A 21022-nucleotide genomic window follows, 5' to 3' on the forward strand; every position below is an offset into this window, starting at 1 on the left:
GGGTTCCGGGGCAGCCCGACCCGCTCCGGGCGGTCGGGCTTGATCCCTGCGCGGGTCGGGCTGCCCCGGAACCCTGACTGGGTCACCCGTGGTCGCGACCGTCGCCCGGAGGCTGTGATCTTGGATCGTGCTGGAGTGGTGGGTCACTTCGTCGGGTCGTGGCCCCAGTTCATCAGGGACCAGCGCCATTTGGTGTCGCGGACGTTGCCGGAGGGGCGCTGCGCCATGTGTCGGCGTACGTAGCCGACCACCTTGCGCATGTGCTTGTAGTCGCCCTCGGACAGGTCGCCTCGTTTGCGGCGGAGCAGGTTGATGATCTTCCGGCCGGATTCGTGCCCGACGGACTCGCCGCCGCCGGAGCGGCCGCCCTTGTGCCAGCCCACCTGCTTGGACTCGTCGGTCTCCAGCCACGTGGACAGCTCACGGGGCTTCATGTTCACCGCCTCGGTGAACTCCCGATAGGTGTCCCGGCCCTGGTCGTCAGCTTTACTCATGACGCAGCGCCTCGGGTCGGTGGGCCACGTCGCGGCCCGTGCCGTCGCTGCGGACCCGGTACTGCGGGTCGTCGGGGGCCGCGTTCACCGCCCGCCCACTGATCCGCGTCCGGTCGGTGATCCTCTCCTGCACCACGCCGTACGCCCGGCTGCCGTGGGCTGACCAGGAAACCTGGTCGCCCTTGCGGAATCGCTGTTCGGCCATGCTCGTCGGCTACCCGCCACCGGGACGGCGAAACGGCCGTTCCAGCGACGCGCTACGGGGTGATCTCGGCGATCGGCAGCTTGATGTCGAACGGCTCGGCCAGCTCGATCACGTCGGCGCCGTCGGCGACCAGCTCGTACTGCCGCTCACCGCCGGGACCCACCCGGTCGCCGATCCGGTACGCGTAGACGTGCACCGGATCCTGCTCGATGCGCCAGTAGAACGGAATGCCGGCGGCTGCGTACTCGCCGGGCTTCGCGAATCGGTCGATCCGTCGCGTACCGGGCGAGACGATCTCCACGGCGAGGACCACGTCCGCCGGACGCAGCAACGATCGGTCGGACGGCACCTCGGCCCGGCACAGCAGGACGTCTGGTTGTCGGCTGGTGTTGAAGCTGAGCCCGACTCCGAGGGCCTGGGCGACCCGAAGGTTGCCCGGGGCGTGCCGGAGCAGCCAGCCGGCGAGTAGGAGGGAGATGGTTTGGTGGCCCAGGGTGGGGGAGGGTGTCACCTGGATTAGTCCGTCGACGAGTTCGACGCGGGGGGCGTCGTCCGGCAGGGTGAGCAGATCCTCCAGCGTGTAGTCGGCACGCTGCTGCCGCATCGGGTCCGGACACCAGGGGCCAGGTGGTGTCGGGATGGGCGCGGCGCTCATGGGACGAGCCTATCGGCGGTCGATGCGACGCAGGGCGGACTCCGGGTGCGACGCGCTCACTCCGCCGGCTTCTCGGTGACGAAGATGGCAGTGCCGGGGAAGAGCCGACCGCGCAGCGGGCTCCACTGCCCCCAGCGGTCCTCGTGCCCCGCCGGCCATTCCGGCTCCACCAGGTCCAGCAGCCGGAAGCCGGCACCGACCAGCTCCCGGATCCGGTCGCCGAGGGTGCGGTGCTGCTCCACGTAGGTGGCGACGCCGGACTCGTCCTGCTCGACGTAGGGGGAGCGGTCGAAGTACGAGTGCACGGCGGTCAGCCCGCCCTCGCCCGGGTCGTCGAGAAAGATCCACCGCATCGGGTGGGTCACCGAGAACACCCACCGCCCGCCGGGGCGCAGCACCCGGTGCACCTCGGCGTGCAGGGCCGCCGAGTCGTCCACGAACGGGATGGCGCCGAAGGCGGTGCAGGCGAGGTCGAACGACCGGTCGGCGAACGGCAGGGCGAGCGCGTCGGCCTGCACCAGCGGTACGCGTACCCCGGTGCGGTCGGCGGCCTCGGCCGCGTGCCGCAACATGCCGGCGGACAGGTCGAAGGCGACCGGCCGGGCACCCTGGGTGGCCAGCCAGCGGGCGGCGGCGGCCGCACCGCAGCCGACCTCCAGCACCCGTCGGCCGGGCAGGTCCCCGAGCAGCCGGGCGTCGGCCTCGCGCAGGCCCTCCGGGCACCAGACGAAGTCCACGTCGCCGAGGAACGCGCCGTGCTCAGCCTGGTAGTCGTCGGCGTCGGTGTCCCACCAGCCGCGGTTGGCCCGCCGGGCCTCGGCGTCACCCACCCGGCGCCGGGTGACCCGGCTGTCGTCATCCACGCGCTCACGCTAGGCCCCACCCACCCGTTGGGCGCGGCGGCGCGTCCAAGATCTGCGCTACTCCTCGCGCGGTGCCGCTTGATCGCCTCGGATTCCGTGCGCTCGCGGTGTCCGGGCCGTTGGGACGCGCCGGTTCTCACGAGGTCGAGTTGATCAAGCGCGGGCCGAGGCGACTCCTGAGGCTGCTGTGACGCACGAGACAGCAGGGGTCTTTTCCGGGCGATTGTTCGTCTTTCGCAGGTCACCGCACGGAGAGAAGCCGGGAGGGCTTGCACGCTGTGGTAATGCGCACGGTAGGCTAGACGATGCGCTCGCGGATCGCGTTGCCTCGGCAGGGAGCAGGTGCGCGGTCGTCGGAGCCACATCATGATCTCACTAGGCGATCGTTCGGTGTGCCCGGCGGCGGATCCGCTGGCGCGAACAGGTCACTGCGACACCAGCCTGCTGTGACAACCCACCGACCGGAGCAACCGCCCACATGACGAGCAGCATCGAGGCCCCCTCGAGCGCCACCCGGGTCACCCACGACGATCTCGGTTCCGAGGAGGCATTCCTCGCCGCGATCGACGAGACCATCAAGTACTTCAATGACGGCGACATTGTCGAAGGCACCGTCGTCAAGGTCGATCGGGACGAGGTCCTGCTCGACATCGGCTACAAGACCGAGGGTGTCATCCCCTCTCGGGAGTTGTCGATCAAGCACGACGTGGACCCCGCCGAAGTTGTGACGGTTGGCGACCACATCGAGGCCCTGGTCCTCCAGAAGGAGGACAAGGAGGGTCGTCTGATCCTCTCCAAGAAGCGGGCACAGTACGAGCGGGCCTGGGGCACGATCGAGAAGATCAAGGACGAGGACGGCGTCGTCCGCGGTTCGGTCATCGAGGTGGTCAAGGGCGGCCTCATCCTCGACATCGGGCTGCGGGGCTTCCTGCCCGCGTCCCTGGTCGAGATGCGTCGTGTGCGCGACCTGCAGCCGTACGTCGGGCGTGAGCTCGAGGCCAAGATCATCGAGCTGGACAAGAACCGCAACAACGTGGTCCTGTCCCGCCGGGCCTGGCTGGAGCAGACGCAGTCCGAGGTGCGCACCGAGTTCCTCAACAAGCTGCAGAAGGGCCAGGTCCGCAAGGGCGTCGTGTCCTCGATCGTCAACTTCGGCGCCTTCGTCGACCTTGGCGGCGTCGACGGTCTGGTGCACGTCTCCGAGCTGTCCTGGAAGCACATCGACCACCCGTCCGAGGTTGTCGAGGTCGGCCAGGAGGTCGAGGTCGAGGTCCTGGACGTCGACCTGGACCGCGAGCGCGTCTCGCTGTCACTGAAGGCGACCCAGGAGGACCCGTGGCGGCAGTTCGCCCGCACCCACGCGATCCAGCAGATCGTGCCGGGTAAGGTCACCAAGCTGGTGCCGTTCGGTGCGTTCGTCCGGGTGGACGACGGCATCGAGGGCCTGGTCCACATCTCCGAGCTGGCCGAGCGCCACGTGGAGATCCCGGAGCAGGTCGTCCAGGTCGGCTCCGAGGTCATGGTCAAGGTCATCGACATCGACCTGGAGCGCCGCCGGATCTCGCTGTCGCTCAAGCAGGCCAACGAGGGCTTCGTCGAGGGCGAGGAGCACTTCGACCCGACCCTCTACGGCATGGCCGCGACGTACGACACCGAGGGCAACTACATCTACCCGGACGGCTTCGACCCGGAGACGGGCGAGTGGCTCGAGGGGTACGACAAGCAGCGCGAGACCTGGGAGAACCAGTACGCCGAGGCTCGTCAGCGCTGGGAGGCCCACACCAAGCAGGTGCAGACCTCTCGGGCCGCCGACGCCGAGGCTGCCGCCAACCCGACTCCGGTCGTTCCGGCCGCTGGCGGCACCGGTGGCGGTGGCACCACCTCTTCGTCCAGCCCGGCCCCGAGCCGGCAGGCCGAGGAGCCGGCCGGCACGCTGGCCACCGACGAGGCGCTCGCCGCACTGCGGGAGAAGCTCGCCGGCGGTAAGTGAGCCGCTGAACGACTGAACGACGACGGCCCCGCCCCTAACGATCCACAGATCGTCGGGGGCGGGGCCTTTTCGCGTCCCCCAAGCCCCCCGTCCCACGAGAAGATCGCGGCGATCTTGCAGTTTCTGTCGCCGAGATGGGCTGAAATGCCCCTTTCGTCGGGGCAGAAAGTGCAAGATCGCCGACCGGGGACAGGCCGGGCCTGGCGATCTCGTGGTTCTGGTGCCGGGGCGTGGGGTGGGGTGGGGTGGCCCGAGGTTCGGGTGGGCTGGGAGTTCGCCGAGCCGGCGGTGGGTTTGGCGGCAGGGCTGGTGATCCGGTTGACTGGTCGGGTGCTGAGGGTGGGGTTGACCGGCGGAATCGGGTCGGGCAAGAGCGCGGTGGCGGCGCGACTCGTCGAGCGGGGAGCGGTGCTCATCGACGCCGACCGGGTGGCCCGGGAGGTCGTCGCACCGGGCAGCGAGGGGCTGGCCGAGGTCGTCGCCGCCTTCACCGACGCGGTGCTGGACGCCGATGGCGTGCTGGACCGTGCCGCACTGGGCGCGGTGGTGTTCGCCGACGAGACCGCCCGTCGGCGGTTGGAGTCGATCACCCACCCCCGGGTTCGGGCCCGTACCGCCGAGCTGGCCGCCGCGGCACCCCCCGACGCGATCGTCGTCAACGACGTGCCGCTCCTGGTCGAGGTGGGGCTCGCTCCCACGTACCACCTGGTGGTCGTGGTGCAGACGGCTGTGTCAACCCGACTGGAACGGCTGGTGCGCGACCGGGGGATGGGTCGCGCGGAGGCCGAGCGGCGGATCGCCGCCCAGACCGACGACGCCCGTCGCCGGGCGGCGGCGGACGTCGTGCTCGGCAACGACGGAAGTCTGGCGGCGTTGCACGACGCCGTCGACACGGTCTGGCGGCAACGGCTGCGGCCCTACGAGGACAACCTGCGTCAGCGGCGGGTGGTCCCGCCGGGCGAGGGCGACCCGGCGGGGACCGATGCGAGCTGGCCGGAGCAGTACGGGCGGCTGGCCGCCCGGATTCGGCACGCCCTGGGCTCGGACGCCCTGCGGATCGACCACATCGGCTCGACCGCGGTGCCCGGCCTCGCCGCCCAGGACGTCATCGACGTGCAGGTGGCCGTGTCCAGCCTCGCCGACGCCGACGGAGCGCTGGCCGACCGGCTGGCGAACGCCGGGTTCCCGCGGGTGCCGGGGCAGTGGTGGGACGATCCGCGCCCGGCCGGCAGCGGTCGGTGGGAGAAGCGGCTGCACGGCAGCGCGGACCCGGCTCGTCCGGTTCGCCTGCACGTGCGGCTGGAGGGGTCGCCAGGCTGGCGGTACGCGTTGCTGATGCGCGACCACCTGCGGGCCGACCCGGATCAGCGGGCCGCGTACCTGCAACTCAAGCGGGACCTGGTCGATGCGGCACCCGGACCCGGCGACTCCGGCACGGCCCGGGACCCGTGGTTCGACGAGGAGTACCTGCGGGCGGACCAGTGGGCTGCGCAGACCGGTTGGCGGCCCTGAGCTCAGCGGGTACCGGGCCGGGGTTTCGCAGCCGGGCGGGGCACCGGGGCCAGTCGGGGCACCGCGCCCGGTTGGAGATCCAGTTGGGCCCACGCGTTGCCGCTGGTGTGCAGCTCCAACCGCCGCAGCGACCCGTCACGGTCGACCCAGTAGCGCAGCCGCGCGCCGGCCGGACCCACCTCGACGACGTCCACGGTCCGGCCGGCGGTGACGTCCTCGCGTATCCGCACGGCCGCACCGCGTGGCCCGACCGACCCGGCGGCCACCGCCGCGTCGACGAGCCGGCCCACGTCGTCCCCGACGGATCGGGAGACCCGCCACGCTCCGGCCGGGGGCGCCAGGGGTGGTCGGCCCGGTGCCTCCGCCGTGCCGCCACCACCGGCCGCCGCCGGCAGGTCCGCCCGGGCCAGCCCGGCGGCGTCGCGTCGCAGCAGGGTCCGACGACCCGGCACGCCCAGGTCGGCAACCGCGAGGTACGCGGTCCGCGTGGTCCAGCTCAACCAGCCCGCGCCGCGCAGGTTCGTGGCCGTGCCCGTTGGCGCGGTGAGCGTGACCGCCGCACCGCCCTGGGCGCGTAGCCGGGCCGGCAGCCGGTCCAGTCGACGCTGTTCGGCGTCGCTCAGCGCGCGGGGCAGACCCGGCCGGCCGCCGAGGGCGTCCACCGGGCGGAGGGTCGGCCGGTCCGCCCGGTGCAGGGTCACAGTGACCGGGCCGACGCCGGGCAACCGGGTGACGAGCTTGTGCAGCCGAGCGTCCTGGTCGAGCCAGTACCGGGTCTGCCCGTCCGGCTCGGCGCCCACCGACCCGCTGCCCCGGACCTGTGCCGTGGTGCTGCCTGCGGCGGTGCTGCTTGCCGTGGTGCTGCCTGCGGCGGTGCTGCTTGCCGTGGTGCTGCCTGCGGCGGTGCTGCTTGCCGTGGTGCTGCCTGCGGCGGTGCTGCCCGCCGTGGTGCTGCCTGCGGCGGTGCTGCCCGCCGTGGTGCTGCCTGCGGCTGGTGTCCCGGTGAGCAGCGGCGCTTGGAGGAGGTCCACCGGGCCGCCCGCCATGGTGTCCCGGGCGATCCACCGGGCGGCGTTACCCGCAGCCGCCGGGTCCGCGTCCGGGCGGTCGGCCGCGAGGCCGAGGAGTAGGTCGAGCACCGGCCCCAGGCTCGCCCCGGGCGTCAGGCGGTGCAGCCGCCACCGATCCTCCGGAGGCACCAGCGGGGGTGCGGCTGGGGTGGGCACCGCGGCCGGGTCGGGCCGGATCACCAGCACCGACCCGGCCCTCTGCAACAGCCCGCGCTCGGCACCCGCTCCCGGTCCGCCCACGTCCAGGTAGAGCAGGGACCGCGACCAGTCCACCCAGCCCACGAGTTCGATCCGGGTCGCGTCGACGCCGGCGGTGACGCGGACCCCGGCGCGCAGATCCCGCAGGTTGGTGACCCGCAGAGCGGCCAGCCGCTCGCCCTCGGCGAGGGTCAGCGGTCGGGCCGGCTCGGGTGGGTCGGGCGCCCAGCTCAACAAGCCGAGTACCAACGCCGTCGCGGACGTCACCGCCGTCAGAGCGAGCAGCAACAGCACGGTACGGCGTCGGTGGCTGGCCGCACCCCGACCGGCGGTGTCGGTCGCGTCGGCGGCTGAGTCGGTGGTGTCGTCGGGCCGGGTGGTCGTCGGGGTCCGGTCGGAGTATCGACCGGTGGCGCTTCGGGGGTCGGCGGTGGGTCGGGCCGTGGTGGGCCGAGCGGTGGGTCGGGCCGTGGTGGGCCGGGCCGTGGTGGGCCGGGCCGTGGTGGGCCGGGCCGTGGTGGGCCGGGCCGTGGTGGGCCGGGCCGTGGCGCTTCGGGGGTCGGCGGTGGGTCGGGCCGTGGTGGGTCGGGCGGTGGGTCGGTCAATGTCGGTCGGCCGCTCGGTGACGGGTGGGCTGGCAGTGACCCCGCTGCCGGTAGCCCCGCTGCCGGTAGCCCCGCTGCCGGTAGCCCCGCTGCCGGTAGCCCCGCTCCCGGTCGGCTCGCTCCCGGCCGGCCCGCTCTTGGTGGGCCGGGGGGCAGCGGTGGCGTCAGCCGAGTCGGTGCGGTGGCGCCCGGTGCCGAGCCGTCCGGCGGCCGACGTGCTGGGCTTCCCCGCCGCGGAGGCGTTCCGCCGGCCGGTGCCGTCCGGTCGGGGGGCGGCCGTGGGGCTGGTGTCGGGCGGCGGGGTCGCAGAGGTGTCCACGGATGTGAAACGGGCGGAGTGGCACCGGGGTGACGAGCAGGGGCGCTCGCGGCGGCCGGTCTGCGCCTCGAGCGCGACCACACGGGTGCGCACGCCGGACGAGCCGGGTGCTGCGACCGCAGTGCCGGGGGCGGCCGGCCGTGATGACGGCTTGGCCACCGGCCCGGTCGGCCGCCGCGAGCGGCCTACATGAAGAGGGTAGTCCCAGTGACATGGGCCACACAATGGGAATATTGAAGCTGATCACGTACCTGGCGTGACGGCCGTTCCTGTCGGACCTCCGGCGTACCGTTGATGGCATGGCGCTCGACATTCCCCGGCTGGACAGCCGCTTCCAGGTCGTCAGTGACTTCCAGCCGGCCGGTGACCAACCGGCAGCCATCGATGACCTTGAGCGTCGGGTTCGGCGCGGCGACCGTAACACCGTGCTGCTCGGCGCGACCGGCACCGGCAAGAGCGCCACCACGGCGTGGTTGATCGAGCGGTTGCAGCGCCCGACCCTGGTGCTCGCCCCGAACAAGACGCTCTGCGCGCAGCTGGCCAAGGAGTTCAGCGAGCTGCTGCCGCACAACGCCGTCGAATACTTCGTCTCGTACTACGACTATTACCAGCCCGAGGCATACATCCCCCAGACCGACACCTACATCGAGAAGGATTCCTCGATCAACGAGGAGGTGGAGCGGCTGCGGCACTCGGCGACGATGTCGCTGCTCACCCGCCGCGATGTGATCGTGGTGGCGACCGTCTCGGCGATCTACGGCCTGGGCACTCCAGAGGAATACCTGAACCGGGCGGTGAAGGTGCAGATCGGGCAGGAGCTCGACCGCGACCAGTTGCTGCGGCGGCTGGTCGACATCCAGTACACCCGCAACGACATGGCCTTCCAGCGGGGCACCTTCCGGGTCCGCGGCGACACGCTGGAGATCATCCCGGCGTACGAGGAGCTGGCGATCCGGATCGAGCTGTTCGGTGACGAGGTGGAGAAGCTCTACTACCTCAACCCGTTGACCGGTGACGTGGTCCGCGAGGTCGACCAGCTGGTGATCTTCCCGGCCACCCACTACGCGGCCGGCCCGGAGCGGATGGAACGGGCGATCCGTGACATCGAGGTGGAGTTGGCCGAGCGGCTCGCCGAGCTGGAGCGGCAGGGCAAGCTGCTGGAGGCGCAGCGGCTGCGGATGCGCACCACCTACGACATCGAGATGATGCGGCAGGTGGGCTTCTGCTCCGGCATCGAGAACTACTCGATGCACATGGACGGGCGGCTGCCCGGCAGCCCGCCGCACGCCCTGCTCGACTACTTCCCCGACGACTTCCTCACGGTGGTCGACGAGTCGCACGTGACCATCCCGCAGATCGGCGGCATGTACGAGGGCGACGCGTCCCGCAAGCGGATGCTCATCGACCACGGCTTCCGGTTGCCCAGCGCGGCCGACAACCGGCCGCTGCGCTTCGACGAGTTCCTGGAGCGGGTCGGCCAGATGGTCTACCTCTCCGCGACCCCGGGCACCTGGGAGATGGAGCAGGCCCAGGGCGAGTTCGTCGAGCAGGTCATCCGACCCACCGGTCTGGTCGACCCGCAGGTCGTGATCAAGCCGACCAAGGGCCAGATCGACGACCTGATGCACGAGATCAAGCTACGGACCGACCGCGACGAGCGGGTGCTGGTCACCACCCTGACCAAGAAGATGGCCGAGGACCTGTCCGACTACCTCCTGGAGAACGGCATCCGGGTGCGCTACCTGCACTCGGAGGTCGACACGTTGCGCCGGGTGGAGCTGCTGCGCGAGCTGCGCAAGGGCGACTACGACGTACTGGTCGGCATCAACCTGCTCCGCGAAGGTCTGGACCTGCCCGAGGTGTCGCTGGTGGCGATCCTCGACGCCGACAAGGAGGGCTTCCTGCGCAGTGGTCGGTCGCTGATCCAGACCATCGGGCGGGCCGCCCGTAACGTCTCCGGTCAGGTCCACATGTACGCCGACAAGATCACCCCGTCGATGGCGGCGGCGATCGACGAGACCGACCGGCGTCGGGCCAAGCAGATCGCGCACAACGAGGCGCACGGGATCAGCCCGGAGCCGTTGCGTAAGAAGATCCACGACATCCTGGACGACATCTACCGCGAGGCGGAGGACACCGAAAACTCGCGGGTCGGCGGCGCGGTGCGTCAGCTGTCCCGGGGCAAGGCGCCGGTCAAGGAGACCCGCAGCCGGAGCCGGGGCGCTGCCACGACCACGTCACGGGAGGGGATGGCCCGAGCCGACCTCGCCGAGCTCATCCAGGAACTCAACGACCAGATGCTGGCCGCCGCCCGCGAGCTGCAGTTCGAGCTGGCGGCCCGGATCCGCGACGAGGTCTCCGACCTGAAGAAGGAGCTGCGCGGCATGGACGCCGCCGGCGTGAAGTGACGACCAGCGGCTGAGCGTGAGCGGTGCCCCACCGAGGGGCGCGGCCCGCCAGGGTGGGCGAAGGGTGGGTGGGGGATGACCACGGCGGCACCGGTCGGAGAGATGGTGCTCGGGCTGCCCGAGGTCGGCCTGCGCCCGTTCGTCGACCGGTACGTCGGCTACCGGGAACGGGCGGACGTCCCACTGGTCCGCCGGGAGTCGGCGGGCGTCTTCGTGGTGCTGATCCTGGGTTGGGGCGCTCCGCTGGACGTGCGCGACCCGCGCAGCGCGGAGCGTGGTGCCAGCAGGGTCGACTCGTTCGTGGCCGGCACCTTCGACGGCTGGTGCACCACGCGGACGGTGGGCGTGGGGGAGGGCGTCGAGCTGCTGCTCGCCCCACTGACCGCCCGCCGGCTCCTCGGTCTGCCGCTGAGCGAGCTGACCAATCGGGCCGTGGGTGTCGGGCAGCTCCCGGGCCGGTGGCTGCATCGGCTGCGGAGCCAGCTCGCCGAGACGGCGTCCTGGCCGGAGCGGTTCGCCCTGCTCGACAGGGTGCTCGTCGGCCGCCTGGCGGCGTCGCCGCCCGTGGACGCCCGGCTCGACTGGGCGTGGCGGTGGCTCGTGGCCAGCGGTGGCCAGGAGCGAGTCGGTGTGCTCGCCGACGAGCTGGGCTGGAGCCGACGGCATCTCGCCTCCCGGTTCCGGCAGGAGATCGGGCTGCCACCCAAGATGGTCGCCCGGTTGCTGCGCTTCCAGCAGGCGTGCACGGCGCTGAGCGACGTGAGAGGGACCCCCGCGATCGGGCCGGGTGCCCGCCCGCCGACCGGCGCTGGCCAGTCCGCGGCCGAGGCGGACCCGTCCAGCTTGGGACCATCCAGCCTGGGGCCGTCCGCTGCGGCCTCATTCAGCAGCGGGCCGGCCATCGACTGGGCCGCGGTGGCGGCGCAATGCGGTTACTACGACCAGTCTCACCTGATCCGGGACTTTCACCAGTTCGCGGGGGACACTCCGGCCGCGTTGCTCGCCGCCCGGGCGGCACCGTCCGGCTGACGCACCGACCAGCGGTGGCCTGACCGTCGATCCACTCGGGTTGCTGAAAGTCGCGGTATCCGACAGCCGGGGATAGCCCGACATTGGGAAAGTCGAGAGGATCATGCGGGTCTGCGCCGCTCTGTCGCCGGACCGGGCCGATGCCGGACCGGGCCGATGCCGGACCGGGCCGATGCCGGACCGGGCCGATGCCGGACCGGGCCGATGCCGGACCGGGCCGATGTGGGAGAGGGCGGCCTGCGGACTGGCGCGGCCAGGGCGCGGCACGCCGTACGGTCGTCCGTAGCAGGGCGCCGTGGCTGGGATAGACCAAGGTCGCCTTCGGCGTCAGCGTGCCCCACCCGGGACCTCGCGCCCCACCTGATCGTGCTCGATCCCGGATCAGGCCTGGACCGACCCGCCGAGGTCACATTCGTCCAATCCGGCTCCCGCCGCCGGCGGCACACTGTGGACATGCGAACCGTCTACCCGGTCTTCCGTTATCCCGATCCCCGCGCCGCGATCGACTGGCTCTGCTCCGCCTTTGGTTTCCAGGTGCACGCCGTGCACGAAGCACCGGACGGTTCGGTCGCCCATGCCGAACTCGTCTTCGACAGCGGCATGGTCATGTTGGGCGCTCGGGCCGATGCGACGTCCCGGCCGGCCGAAGACGATTGGTCGGTGTACGTGGCCGTGCCGGACGTCGACGCCCACTGTGCACAGGCCCGCGCGGCCGGGGCGGAGATCACCCAGGAACCGTTCGACACCGACTACGGCTCCCGTGACTACGCCGCCCGTGACCTGGCCGGCAACGTCTGGGCCTTCGGCACCTACCGACCCTGAGCAGGACCGGTGCCGACCCTGAGCAGGACCGGTGCCGATCCTGAGCAGGACCGGTGCCGATCCTGAGTTCGGCTGAAACGGCCCTGAGTCCGGCCGGTCTGGCTCCCCGACCGCGCCGAATGACCTGATTGCGGTGAGCGAGCAAACTATTGCACTGGGTGATCGTCCTGCGTACGCTCCCTCGATGGGGAGGCCGGGATGCCGCTGCCAACGAGTCCTGTCATTCGACGTGCACGTCTCGGCGCTGAGTTGCGCCAGCTTCGTCGGCGCGAGGCGCTGACCCTGGAGCAGGTCTGCGACCGGCTCGGCTGGGCCTCGACGTCGAAGCTGTCCCGCATCGAGCTGGGTCAGAGCCGGCCGGACCTCGCGGATGTGCTCGATCTGCTGGACATCTACAAGGTGCCCACTCCGGCCCGGGACGCGCTGATCGTGATCGCTCGCGATGCGGCGACCAGCCGAGGTTGGTGGAAGACGCTGGGCGACATGAGCGAACGGCAGCGCACCTACGCCGAGTTGGAGGCGGGTGCTGCCGACATCGTCGAGTACCAGCCGACGGTCGTGCCGGGGCTGCTCCAGACGCCCTCGTACGCCCGGGTGCTGGTGGAGGCCGGCGCGCAGTTCACGCCGGAGATCGATGTGGAGGCCGAGGTGCGCGCCCGTGCACTGCGGCAGGAGGTGTTGCGGCGCGCCTATCCGCCGCGTTACACGGCGGTGCTCGCCGCGGCCGTCTGCGACCCGGGCGACCTGCCGGTGGCGGTGTGGCGTGAGCAGTTGCGGCACCTGGTCACCGTGACCGGGCTGTCGCATGTCACGGTGCGACTGCTGCCACGTGGGGCGGCCGGCGGTGGGCTGCACCCGCTCACGCCGTACTCCTGCTATGCCTTTCCCGACCCGGCGGACCCGCGGACGGTGATGATCGAGGCGTTGACCACCGACGTCCGGTTGGCCACCGTGCCGGACGTCGGCCGGTACGAGCGGATGACCGAGGCGTTGCTGGCGGCCGCGCTGTCACCGGAGGAGACAGTCACCGCGCTGGCCCGGCGCGCTGGCGAGTAGCGCGCGGGGAGGCCCGCCGCGCGGCCACCGTGCCCGGCGCCCCCGAGCCCGTCGGGACCGGCGGCCGGCGCGTGCGCGGAGCACGCTAACCGCGGGGTACGACAGAGTCGCTCGGGTCGGTGGTCGGATCAGGCCGGTACGTCGAGGAAGTGCTCGACCACGGGAGGCCCGGCGAAGTGCGGCCCGATCAGCGCCCGCCACCGCGCGAACCGTTCGGTGGCCCGGAAGTTCTCTTCGTGCGCCTCGACCGAGTCCCATTCGACGAGCAGCACGAAGCGCGTCGGGGACTCGATGCCCCGGGTCATCCGGACGGACCGGCAGCCGGTTGCCCCGGCGAGCACGGGGTGACCCTCGGCGTACGCGGCGGCGAACGCGTCCTCGTGTCCGGGCAGTACGTCGATCAACGCGACCTCAAGCACCATGCCGGAAAGCCTCCCACGACGGTCGGTGGCGGTGGTGTCGCGGGGTCTGTTCCGATGTCGGCGACAGACCCTAGGGTGGCCTCGTGATCATTGACTGGCTCACCGGCACCGCGTTTCGGGTGGCCGGCACGGGCACCACCTGGGCGGAACTGCTGGGGTTCGCGACAGGTGTGCTGAACGTGTGGCTGGTGGCCCGGCAGAGGATCGCCAACTGGCCGATCGGCATCGCCAACGTGCTGCTGCTCCTGCTGGTGTTCTGGACCGTCGGGCTGTATGCCGACGCGGGTCTCCAGGTCGTCTACGTCGCGCTCGGCTGCTACGGCTGGTGGCAGTGGCTCTACGGTGGCGAGCGGCGCAGCCGGCTCACGGTGAGCCGGACGGGGCGACGGGAGTGGCTGGCGTTGGCCGTCGCCGGGGTGCTGCTCACCGGCGTGCTCTGGGTGCTGCTGGACCGGGCCACCGACTCGACAGTGCCGTTGCCGGACGCGCTGACCACGGCGTTGTCACTGCTGGCCACCTACGGACAGACGCGCAAGCGGGTGGAGAGTTGGTGGCTGTGGATCGCCGCCGACCTGATCTACATCCCGTTGTACGCGTACAAGGGGCTGCACCTGACCGCCGTGCTGTACCTGGTCTTCCTGTCCCTGTGCGTACTCGGGTTGCGGGCCTGGCAGGCCGACCTGCGTCGGGCCGGTCGGCCGACGGTGGTCCCGCCCGGCCCGGCCCCGGCCACCGCGTGAGCGCCGAGGAACCGGGCCGTCCACCGGTGCCCCGCCTGCCGTCGCGCTCGGGCGTCGCGGAGTTCGGGCACGGGATGGTGGTGGGCAAGTTCTATCCGCCGCACGCCGGGCACCACGCGCTGATCGTGGCCGCCGCCGCCCGCTGCGCCGAGGTCACCGTCGTCGTGGCACCCTCGCGCCGGGAGTCCATTCCGCTTCCGCTGCGGCTCGACTGGCTGCGGGAGGTACACGCGGACACGCCGTGGGTGCGGTTCGTCGGCCGGTACGACGACCATCCGGTGGACTACGCCGATCCGGCCGTCTGGGACGCGCACTGCGCGGTGTTCCGCGATGCGGTCGGGCCGGGGCCGGTGGACGCGGTGTTCTCCTCCGAGGCGTACGGCGCTGAGCTGGCGCGCCGCTTCGACGCCGTACCCGTGGCGGTGGATCCGGACCGGCGGGCCGTGCCGGTGTCCGGGACGGCCGTGCGCGCGGACCCGGCGGGTTCCTGGCGGTGGCTGAGCCCGCCGGTGCGGGCGTGGTTCGTCCGGCGGGTGGTGGTGGTCGGGGCCGAGTCGACCGGTACCACGACGATGGCGGCGGCGCTGGCGGCGCACTACGGCACGTCCTGGGTGCCGGAGTACGGCCGGGAGTTGACCGCTCGCAAGCTGGCCCGCGTGCGGGAGCGGGTGCCGGAGGCGACCGTCTTCGACGTCACCTGGGACTCCGACGACTTCCAGGCGGTGGTCCGCGAGCAGCAGGCGACCGAGGACGCGGCGGCCCGGACGAGCGGGCCACTGCTGGTCTGCGACACCGACGCGCGGGCGACGGCGGTGTGGGAGGAGCGCTACCTGGGCAGCGCGTCGGTGCAGGTGCGGGCGGCGGCCCGCCGGCCGGCGCTGTATCTGCTGACGGATCACCGGGACGTGCCGTTCACCGATGACGGGCTGCGCGACGGCGAGCACCTGCGGGCCTGGATGACCGAGCGGTTCCGGACCGAGTTGGCGGGGTGCGGGGTGCCGGTGGTGGAGCTGACCGGGTCGCACGCCGAGCGGCTGGCCCGGGCTGTGCGGGCCTGCGACGACCTGCTCGCCGCCGGGTGGTTCCTCACCGACCCGATCGCCGCACCCGACTCGCACTAGCCTCCTAGGAAGCAGTACGCGGCGTGGCCGGTCGGACGGGTGGTCGGCGACACCGGGTGCCCGGGGTGTGATCACGGGGCGTGGTGGGCAACAATGGTCACCGAGGAGGGGAGTATTCCCCCGCAACGGAGTCGTCAGCACGGTCGACCTGTCGGAACCACGGCGGACCGACCCGGCCCCGTAGGTCGCCACCGCTGTTGCAGGGTGGCGGCGGAAGAGACCTCCGACAGTCACCAGAGTGAGCGACAGCGGCACGCCAGCCCCGCAGGGGGCGTACGGTGTGCCCGACGCCGCGTGTCTGCCGGAGGATTGAACGTTGGACGTGTCCGGATTGGTGTGGGCGGGGACGCTTGTCGTACTGACTGCGGTCCTGCTCGTCGACCTGTTGATCATTGGTCGGCGCCCGCACGAGCCGAGTGTGCGGGAGTCGAGCCTCTGGGTCGCCTTCTACGTCGGGCTTGCCCTGCTCTTCGGGGCGGGGGTCTGGTTGACCTCCGGCGCCAGCTCGGCGGGGCAGTTCTACACCGGTTGGCTCACCGAATACAGCCTCTCGGTGGACAACCTCTTCGTCTTCGTGATCATCATGGCCCGCTTCGGGGTGCCCCGGCAGTACCAGCAGAAGGTCCTGCTCGTCGGCATCGTGCTGGCACTGGTCATGCGCGGTGGGTTCATCGCCGCCGGTGCCGCGCTGATCACCCAGTTCTCCTGGGTCTTCTACATCTTCGGCGCGTTCCTGATCTACACCGCGATCAACCTGGCCCGGCAGGGCGAGCCGGACGAGGACGAGTTCTCCGAGAACCTGCTGATCCGGTGGAGTCGTAAGGCGCTGCCGATCTCCAAGGAGTACGACGGCGCGAAGCTCACCACCCAGGTGGCCGGCAAGCGGTTGTTCACCCCGATGCTGATCGTGATGATCGCGATCGGCACCACGGACCTGATCTTCGCCCTGGACTCGATCCCGGCGATCTTCGGCATCACCCAGGAGCCGTACCTGGTCTTCACCGCGAACGTGTTCGCGCTGATGGGCCTTCGTCAGCTCTACTTCCTGCTCGGTGGCCTGCTCGACCGGTTGATCTATTTGAGCTACGGCCTGGCCGTCGTGCTCGGCTTCATCGGGGTCAAGCTGGTGCTGGAGGCGTTGGCCGACAACAACCTGCCGTTCATCAACGGTGGCGAGCACGTCGGCTGGGCGCCGCACATCCCGATCTGGCTGTCGCTGTTGGTCATCCTCGGCACCCTGGGCATCGCCACCGCCGCCAGCCTGATCAAGTCCTCCCGGGACCGGCGCCGCGAGTTAGCCGACGCCCGCCGCTGACCGCGCGCCGGCCGGGCGCCCCGATGGGCCCGGCCGGTCCGAGAGGTGCGCGCCGGCAAACGGCGGGTGCCCTGGCGGTCCGACCCCGGTGCGGGCCGATCAGTCGAGGATGCCCCGCCGTCAGACCCGGTGCGCGCCGACGAGCGTGGCGGTCCGGTCGGCCGGCAGCGGCTCCTCGATGACCCGCCGCCGCCGGTAGCAGGCGTGCAACATCCGCCGCTCGCCGCTGTCGCTGGGCGGGGCGGTGACGATGCCGATGTGGTGGATCGCGCGGCCCGGTCGGGCGAAGAAGTAGAGATCGCCGGGGCGTTCCGCCCCCAGGGCCAGCGGGGTGGTGGCGACGGCCTGGTCGTCGGCGTCGCGCGGTAGCAGCACCCCGAACCGCCGCCAGGCCAGGTGCACCAGGCCGGAGCAGTCGATGCCGTGCGCGGAGAGACCACCCCAGATGTAGGAGACGTCCAGCAGCCGCTGCGCCACCGCGAGCGCCTGCCCGGCGTTCGGCGACGCGGCCGAGGCCGGGACCAGGTGGCTGTCGGGCAGCCAGAGCGGCGCGGCCTGCCCCGGAGCGTGCACCGGGCGCCAGTTGTCGCGGGCGGGGCCGGCCGGCACCAGACGGGTGCCGACGACGACACCGGACAACACCACCGGTCCGGCCGGGGCGGCGTGCAGCGCGGTGACCGTGGCGTCCACCACCAGCGGTCGGTCGCCGCCGGTGGCCGGGTCGACGACGGCCAATTGGTCGGCGGGGAGCCAGCCTGGATAGCCGCGCGGGTCCAGCTTGGCGGCAGGCTGCTCGACGGCGACGACTCGCGCCCAGCCGTCCGGTCGTAGCTCGGTGACGAGGACCCGCTCGCCGAGCAGCAATTGGCTCAGCACACAGTCGCCGACCTGCTGCTCGGTGTTGAGACCGGAGACCCAGGCCGGGATGTCGGCGCCGGCGGTCAGCGCCGGGCGGTCGACCGGACGGACCGCCTCGGGCGAGGTCCACAGTGTTGCCACCGCGACTCGGACGACGGCCTCGCGGCCCGGTTGCAGCTCCACGTCAACCCCCAGATCGAGTCGGCTGTCCAGGGGAACTGTATGAAAGAAACTAACGCTCATCAAGCGTTGGTCTGCACCTTTGCTTCAGCCAGACCGGAAATGCCCAGGCCAGGGGCGTCCGGAAGCACCACGGTGGCCCCGTCGTAACGTATTCCGCCCCGCACCGGGGACCAGGCCAGCCACCAGGCGGCGTCCAGGTCGGCGACCTCGGTCGTACCGTACGCGGCGGCCAGGCTCGCCGCCGCCCCGATGCCGACCTGACTCTCCATCATCGAACCGACCACGGTGCCGAGCCCGTGGGCGCTGGCCAGTTCGAGGAGGGTGCGTGCCGGTTGCAGCCCGCCACACTTGGCCAGCTTGACGTTGACCAGGTCGGCGGCCCGACGGCGGATCACCTCCACCAGGTCACGGACCCCGAAGACCGCCTCGTCGGCCAGGATCGGCACGGACACCCGGTCGCTGACCCAGGCCAGCCCGTCCAGGTCCCAGCGGGCCACCGGCTGCTCGACCAACTCCACGTCGAGCCCGGCGTCCTCGATGCCACGAATCACCCGTACCGCCTCCCGGGGCGTCCAGCCCTGGTTGGCGTCGAGTCGGATCCGAACCCCGGGGCCGACGGCCGCGCGGACGGCGCGTACCCGGTCCAGGTCGGTGCTCGCATCGGTGCCGACCTTCAACTTGAGCACGCCGAACCCGTCGGCCCGCCGCTGCCGCGCGGCCGCCGCCAGGTCCACCGCGTCGCCCACCGCCAGGGTGACGTCCGTCGGCACCCGCAGCGTGGTCCCCCCGAGCAACCGCACCAGGGGTACGCCCAGCCGCCGGGCGGCCAGATCGTGCAGGGCGACATCCACCGCCGCCTTCGCCGCCTCGTTGCCCGCCACGGCACGTTGCACCTCGGCGCACCGGGTCACCAGGTCGTCCGGGTCACGACCGATCAACCGCGGACCGAGCATTTCGCGGACGCACGCCCGTGCGCCGGCGACCGACGCGCCGGTAACCTGCCAGACCTGGGGCGCCTCGCCGAAGCCGGAGCGACCGTCGGTGTCGACGAGTTCGACGACGAGCGTGTCCACTGTGGTGGTACGCCGCAGCGCGGTGATGAACGGGGTGTGCAAGGGGGCGGAGACCCGGTGGGTGCGTACCTCCGAGATCGTCATGTCAGGCACCCTATACGTAGGCACGCGGCAGGATGGGGGACCGGATGACCGGGCAGAGCTGGGGGCTGGTGGGCGCTCCGAACGCGCGTGAGCTGGGCGGGCTGGTCAGCGCCGACGGCCGGCGGATCCGGGTGGGACAGCTGATCCGGACCCCGGCGTTGGGTCGGCTGACAGACGATGACCTGCCGGTGCTCGCGAAGCTGGGTCCGGCGTGCGTGCTGGATCTGCGCGCTCCCGCGGAGATCGAGGTCGCACCCGCGGATCGGCTGGCCGGCGAGCCACGGGTGGTGCGCCTTCCGGTGCACGACCCGGAGCACCCGGTCTTCACGTACGTCTCGGCGGTGCTGCTGGGCCACGACCTGGACGCGTACGCGGAGTTGGCCCGGCAGGGCACGGCGGGGGCGATGGCGGCCATCTACCGGTGGTTCGTCACCGGGAAGTCGGCGCGGGTCGGCTTCGCCGAGGCGGTACGGCTGGCCGCGCAGCCGGAGAACCTGCCGCTGGTCTACCACTGCTCCGCCGGCAAGGACCGCACGGGTTGGCTCACCGTCATCCTGTTGACGGCGCTCGGGGTAGACGAGGCGACGGTCCGCGCCGAATACCTGCGCAACAACGAACTCACCGAGAGCCTGCGCGTGGTGATCGTCGAGGCTATGCGGCGGCGGAATCCCGAGCTGGACGTCGACGCGGTGCTGCCGGTGTTGGAGGTCCGCGCCGAGTACCTCGACGCCGGCTACGACGAGGTGCACCGGGTGCACGGTTCGTTCGACGCGTACCTGCGCGACGGGCTGGGGCTCACCGACGCCGACCTCAGGGCGTTGCGGGCGCAGTTGCTGGAGTGACAGGCGCGTCGGTGGGCATGCCGCCGGTGGCATTGGCCAGCAGGTTCGCCGCCGTCACGACGAAGAAGGCGATCAGGACGGTGCGACTGTGGGGCATCGGCGGCTCCGGGGTGGGGTTTCGAGCAGCGTAGCCGGACGGACGGATCCAGGTCAGAGCTGGTGGCGTGCGGCCCAGACCTGCGCGGAGATGTGCGCGATCAGCAGGCAGGCGTCCGCCCCCGTCTCGTCGTCGCCGTCGGTCGGGTCGGTGGTCGTGCAGACGGTGATCAGGTACGGCGGCGCGTCGGCGGGCAGCACCACACCGGCGCCGTGGCGCACACCGCGTACCCAACCGCTCTTGTGTGCGATGCGGGTGCCCTCGGGCAGGCCGGCGGCCAGGTCCTCCCGGTGTTCCTGGGCGAGCAGGACGTCCAGCATGGCCGAGCAGGCCGCTGGTGAGGCGAGCCGACCCGGGGCGTTGGCCCCGGTGGCCAGCGCGCCGAGCAGGGCGGCCAGGTCGGCGGCGGTGACCGCGTTGGTGATGCCGGCCGCGCGGGCGGCGAAGTCCTCGATGCCGCGACCCGTGACGCTGGCACGGGCGCCGGTCCGCGCCCACACCTCGGCCACGGCGGGCAGCCCGACGTGCCCGATGACCAGGTTGGTGGCCAGGTTGCTGGAGCGCACGATCATCCGCTCGGCCAGCCAGCGCAGCGGGGCCGTGCCGCCCACCCGGTCCCAGACCGCGTCGTCGTTGTCGTAGGGCTGCGCGCAGGAGAACCGGGGCGCGCCGGAGCGGGCGGAGTCGAACTCGTTGACCACGGGGACCGGGGCGTCCAGGTCCAGGGTGCCCGCCTCGGCGGCCCGGTGCAGCGCGGCGAGCACCGCCACCTTCATGGTGCTCGCCGCATAGTGGGCGGCGTCGGGGTGGCGGGTCCAGGTCGGCGACGCGTCGAGCCGTCCCACGTACGCCGAGACGGTGCCGGGCACCCGGTCCAGGTGGGCGTCGAGATCCTCCCAGGTCATGCCGGTGACCGTAGCCGATCAGCCCTGGGCGGGCTCACGTACCCGTCGGGGGAGAACAGACGGGGGGGGGGGGGGGGGGGGGGGGGGGGGGGGGGGGGGGGGGGGGGGGGGGGGGGGGGGGGGGGGGGGGGGGGGGGGGGGGGGGGGGGGGGGGGG

The 21022-nt window shown here is 72.0% G+C and carries 18 protein-coding genes and 1 pseudogene; 10 read left to right on the forward strand and 9 right to left on the reverse strand.

Features of this window, described 5'->3' with window-relative positions; genetic code table 11:
* Positions 1-146: 146 nt before the first annotated feature.
* From ACFYPM_RS18520 to ACFYPM_RS18535, 4 genes and pseudogenes are all read right to left on the reverse strand, one after another.
* Positions 147-494 (reverse strand): annotated as a pseudogene (locus ACFYPM_RS18520) (DUF3140 domain-containing protein); the annotation flags it as partial.
* Positions 487-699 (reverse strand): DUF2945 domain-containing protein, encoded by a 213-nt coding sequence (locus tag ACFYPM_RS18525; protein ID WP_387197981.1) that lies wholly within the window; start codon positions 697-699, stop codon positions 487-489. The gene ACFYPM_RS18525 and the pseudogene ACFYPM_RS18520, both read right to left, overlap by 8 nt.
* Positions 700-751: 52 nt before the next feature.
* On the reverse strand, positions 752-1354 hold the full coding sequence (locus ACFYPM_RS18530; protein ID WP_387197984.1) for a Uma2 family endonuclease: 603 nt from the start codon (positions 1352-1354) through the stop codon (positions 752-754).
* A 56-nt stretch (positions 1355-1410) separates the two neighbouring features.
* Entirely contained in the window at positions 1411-2217 is an 807-nt protein-coding gene (locus ACFYPM_RS18535; RefSeq protein WP_387197986.1) for a class I SAM-dependent methyltransferase, read from the reverse strand.
* 478 nt (positions 2218-2695) lie between these two features.
* Here ACFYPM_RS18535 and rpsA point away from each other — a divergent pair, with 478 nt between their 5' ends.
* On the forward strand, positions 2696-4207 hold the full coding sequence (rpsA, locus tag ACFYPM_RS18540) for a 30S ribosomal protein S1 (RefSeq protein ID WP_387197988.1): 1512 nt from the start codon (positions 2696-2698) through the stop codon (positions 4205-4207).
* 330 nt (positions 4208-4537) lie between these two features.
* Complete coding sequence (gene coaE / locus ACFYPM_RS18545; RefSeq protein ID WP_387198064.1) at positions 4538-5719, forward strand: dephospho-CoA kinase; 1182 nt, start codon at positions 4538-4540, stop codon at positions 5717-5719.
* Between the two features lie 2 nt (positions 5720-5721).
* On the opposite strand, the gene ACFYPM_RS18550 is transcribed toward coaE, so the two are convergent.
* Positions 5722-7911: a hypothetical protein gene (locus ACFYPM_RS18550; RefSeq protein ID WP_387197991.1), complete on the reverse strand. Its 2190-nt coding sequence runs from the start codon at positions 7909-7911 to the stop codon at positions 5722-5724.
* Between the two features lie 299 nt (positions 7912-8210).
* Here ACFYPM_RS18550 and uvrB point away from each other — a divergent pair, with 299 nt between their 5' ends.
* The 4 genes from uvrB (at position 8211) to ACFYPM_RS18570 (ending at position 13226) form a co-directional block, all read left to right on the forward strand.
* Complete coding sequence (uvrB, locus tag ACFYPM_RS18555; RefSeq protein ID WP_387197993.1) at positions 8211-10319, forward strand: excinuclease ABC subunit UvrB; 2109 nt, start codon at positions 8211-8213, stop codon at positions 10317-10319.
* Between the two features lie 75 nt (positions 10320-10394).
* Positions 10395-11348, forward strand: coding sequence for a helix-turn-helix domain-containing protein (locus ACFYPM_RS18560; RefSeq protein ID WP_387197996.1), 954 nt, complete (start codon positions 10395-10397; stop codon positions 11346-11348).
* A gap of 453 nt (positions 11349-11801) precedes the next feature.
* Positions 11802-12170 carry a VOC family protein gene (locus tag ACFYPM_RS18565; RefSeq protein ID WP_387197999.1) on the forward strand — a complete coding sequence of 123 codons (369 nt, stop codon included), beginning with the start codon at positions 11802-11804 and terminating at the stop codon, positions 12168-12170.
* A gap of 198 nt (positions 12171-12368) precedes the next feature.
* Positions 12369-13226: a helix-turn-helix domain-containing protein gene (locus tag ACFYPM_RS18570; RefSeq protein WP_387198002.1), complete on the forward strand. Its 858-nt coding sequence runs from the start codon at positions 12369-12371 to the stop codon at positions 13224-13226.
* Positions 13227-13354: 128 nt separating this feature from the next.
* Here ACFYPM_RS18570 and ACFYPM_RS18575 read toward each other — a convergent pair whose 3' ends face one another.
* Positions 13355-13648, reverse strand: a complete 294-nt coding sequence (locus tag ACFYPM_RS18575; RefSeq protein ID WP_387198005.1) for an antibiotic biosynthesis monooxygenase family protein — start codon at positions 13646-13648, stop codon at positions 13355-13357.
* An 83-nt stretch (positions 13649-13731) separates the two neighbouring features.
* Here ACFYPM_RS18575 and pnuC point away from each other — a divergent pair, with 83 nt between their 5' ends.
* The 3 genes from pnuC (at position 13732) to ACFYPM_RS18590 (ending at position 16824) form a co-directional block, all read left to right on the forward strand.
* The gene (gene pnuC / locus ACFYPM_RS18580; RefSeq protein ID WP_387198008.1) at positions 13732-14388 is read left to right on the forward strand and encodes a nicotinamide riboside transporter PnuC; all 657 of its coding nucleotides are present in this window, start codon (positions 13732-13734) and stop codon (positions 14386-14388) included.
* Positions 14385-15509, forward strand: coding sequence for an AAA family ATPase (locus tag ACFYPM_RS18585; protein WP_387198011.1), 1125 nt, complete (start codon positions 14385-14387; stop codon positions 15507-15509). The genes pnuC and ACFYPM_RS18585 overlap by 4 nt, the downstream gene beginning before the upstream one ends.
* A 316-nt stretch (positions 15510-15825) precedes the next feature.
* Entirely contained in the window at positions 15826-16824 is a 999-nt protein-coding gene (locus ACFYPM_RS18590; RefSeq protein WP_387198014.1) for a TerC family protein, read from the forward strand.
* A 120-nt stretch (positions 16825-16944) separates the two neighbouring features.
* Here ACFYPM_RS18590 and ACFYPM_RS18595 read toward each other — a convergent pair whose 3' ends face one another.
* Together ACFYPM_RS18595 and ACFYPM_RS18600 are read right to left on the reverse strand one after the other, a co-directional pair.
* Positions 16945-17865, reverse strand: coding sequence for an NlpC/P60 family protein (locus tag ACFYPM_RS18595; protein ID WP_387198017.1), 921 nt, complete (start codon positions 17863-17865; stop codon positions 16945-16947).
* Between the two features lie 59 nt (positions 17866-17924).
* Positions 17925-19022 carry a mandelate racemase/muconate lactonizing enzyme family protein gene (locus ACFYPM_RS18600; RefSeq protein ID WP_387198020.1) on the reverse strand — a complete coding sequence of 366 codons (1098 nt, stop codon included), beginning with the start codon at positions 19020-19022 and terminating at the stop codon, positions 17925-17927.
* Positions 19023-19066: 44 nt separating this feature from the next.
* On the opposite strand from ACFYPM_RS18600, the gene ACFYPM_RS18605 reads away from it, so the two are divergent.
* Entirely contained in the window at positions 19067-19864 is a 798-nt protein-coding gene (locus tag ACFYPM_RS18605; protein WP_387198022.1) for a tyrosine-protein phosphatase, read from the forward strand.
* 150 nt (positions 19865-20014) lie between these two features.
* Here the strand turns inward: ACFYPM_RS18605 and ACFYPM_RS18610 are convergent, their stop codons facing one another.
* Positions 20015-20866, reverse strand: coding sequence for a serine hydrolase (locus ACFYPM_RS18610; RefSeq protein ID WP_387198025.1), 852 nt, complete (start codon positions 20864-20866; stop codon positions 20015-20017).
* Between the last annotated feature and the right edge of the window lie 156 nt (positions 20867-21022).

Origin of the sequence: Micromonospora sp. NPDC005203, from assembly GCF_042872705.1 — a bacterium.
Lineage (GTDB): Bacteria > Actinomycetota > Actinomycetes > Mycobacteriales > Micromonosporaceae > Micromonospora.

Coding starts and splice junctions, on each gene's coding strand:
- ACFYPM_RS18525 (WP_387197981.1), bottom strand. CDS start 699: ATGGCCGAACAGCGATTCCGCAAGGGCGACCAGGTTTCCTGGTCAGCC.
- ACFYPM_RS18530 (WP_387197984.1), bottom strand. CDS start 1,354: ATGAGCGCCGCGCCCATCCCGACACCACCTGGCCCCTGGTGTCCGGAC.
- rpsA (WP_387197988.1), top strand. CDS start 2,696: ATGACGAGCAGCATCGAGGCCCCCTCGAGCGCCACCCGGGTCACCCAC.
- uvrB (WP_387197993.1), top strand. CDS start 8,211: ATGGCGCTCGACATTCCCCGGCTGGACAGCCGCTTCCAGGTCGTCAGT.
- ACFYPM_RS18560 (WP_387197996.1), top strand. CDS start 10,395: ATGACCACGGCGGCACCGGTCGGAGAGATGGTGCTCGGGCTGCCCGAG.
- ACFYPM_RS18565 (WP_387197999.1), top strand. CDS start 11,802: ATGCGAACCGTCTACCCGGTCTTCCGTTATCCCGATCCCCGCGCCGCG.
- ACFYPM_RS18570 (WP_387198002.1), top strand. CDS start 12,369: ATGCCGCTGCCAACGAGTCCTGTCATTCGACGTGCACGTCTCGGCGCT.
- ACFYPM_RS18575 (WP_387198005.1), bottom strand. CDS start 13,648: ATGGTGCTTGAGGTCGCGTTGATCGACGTACTGCCCGGACACGAGGAC.
- ACFYPM_RS18600 (WP_387198020.1), bottom strand. CDS start 19,022: ATGACGATCTCGGAGGTACGCACCCACCGGGTCTCCGCCCCCTTGCAC.
- ACFYPM_RS18605 (WP_387198022.1), top strand. CDS start 19,067: ATGACCGGGCAGAGCTGGGGGCTGGTGGGCGCTCCGAACGCGCGTGAG.
- ACFYPM_RS18610 (WP_387198025.1), bottom strand. CDS start 20,866: ATGACCTGGGAGGATCTCGACGCCCACCTGGACCGGGTGCCCGGCACC.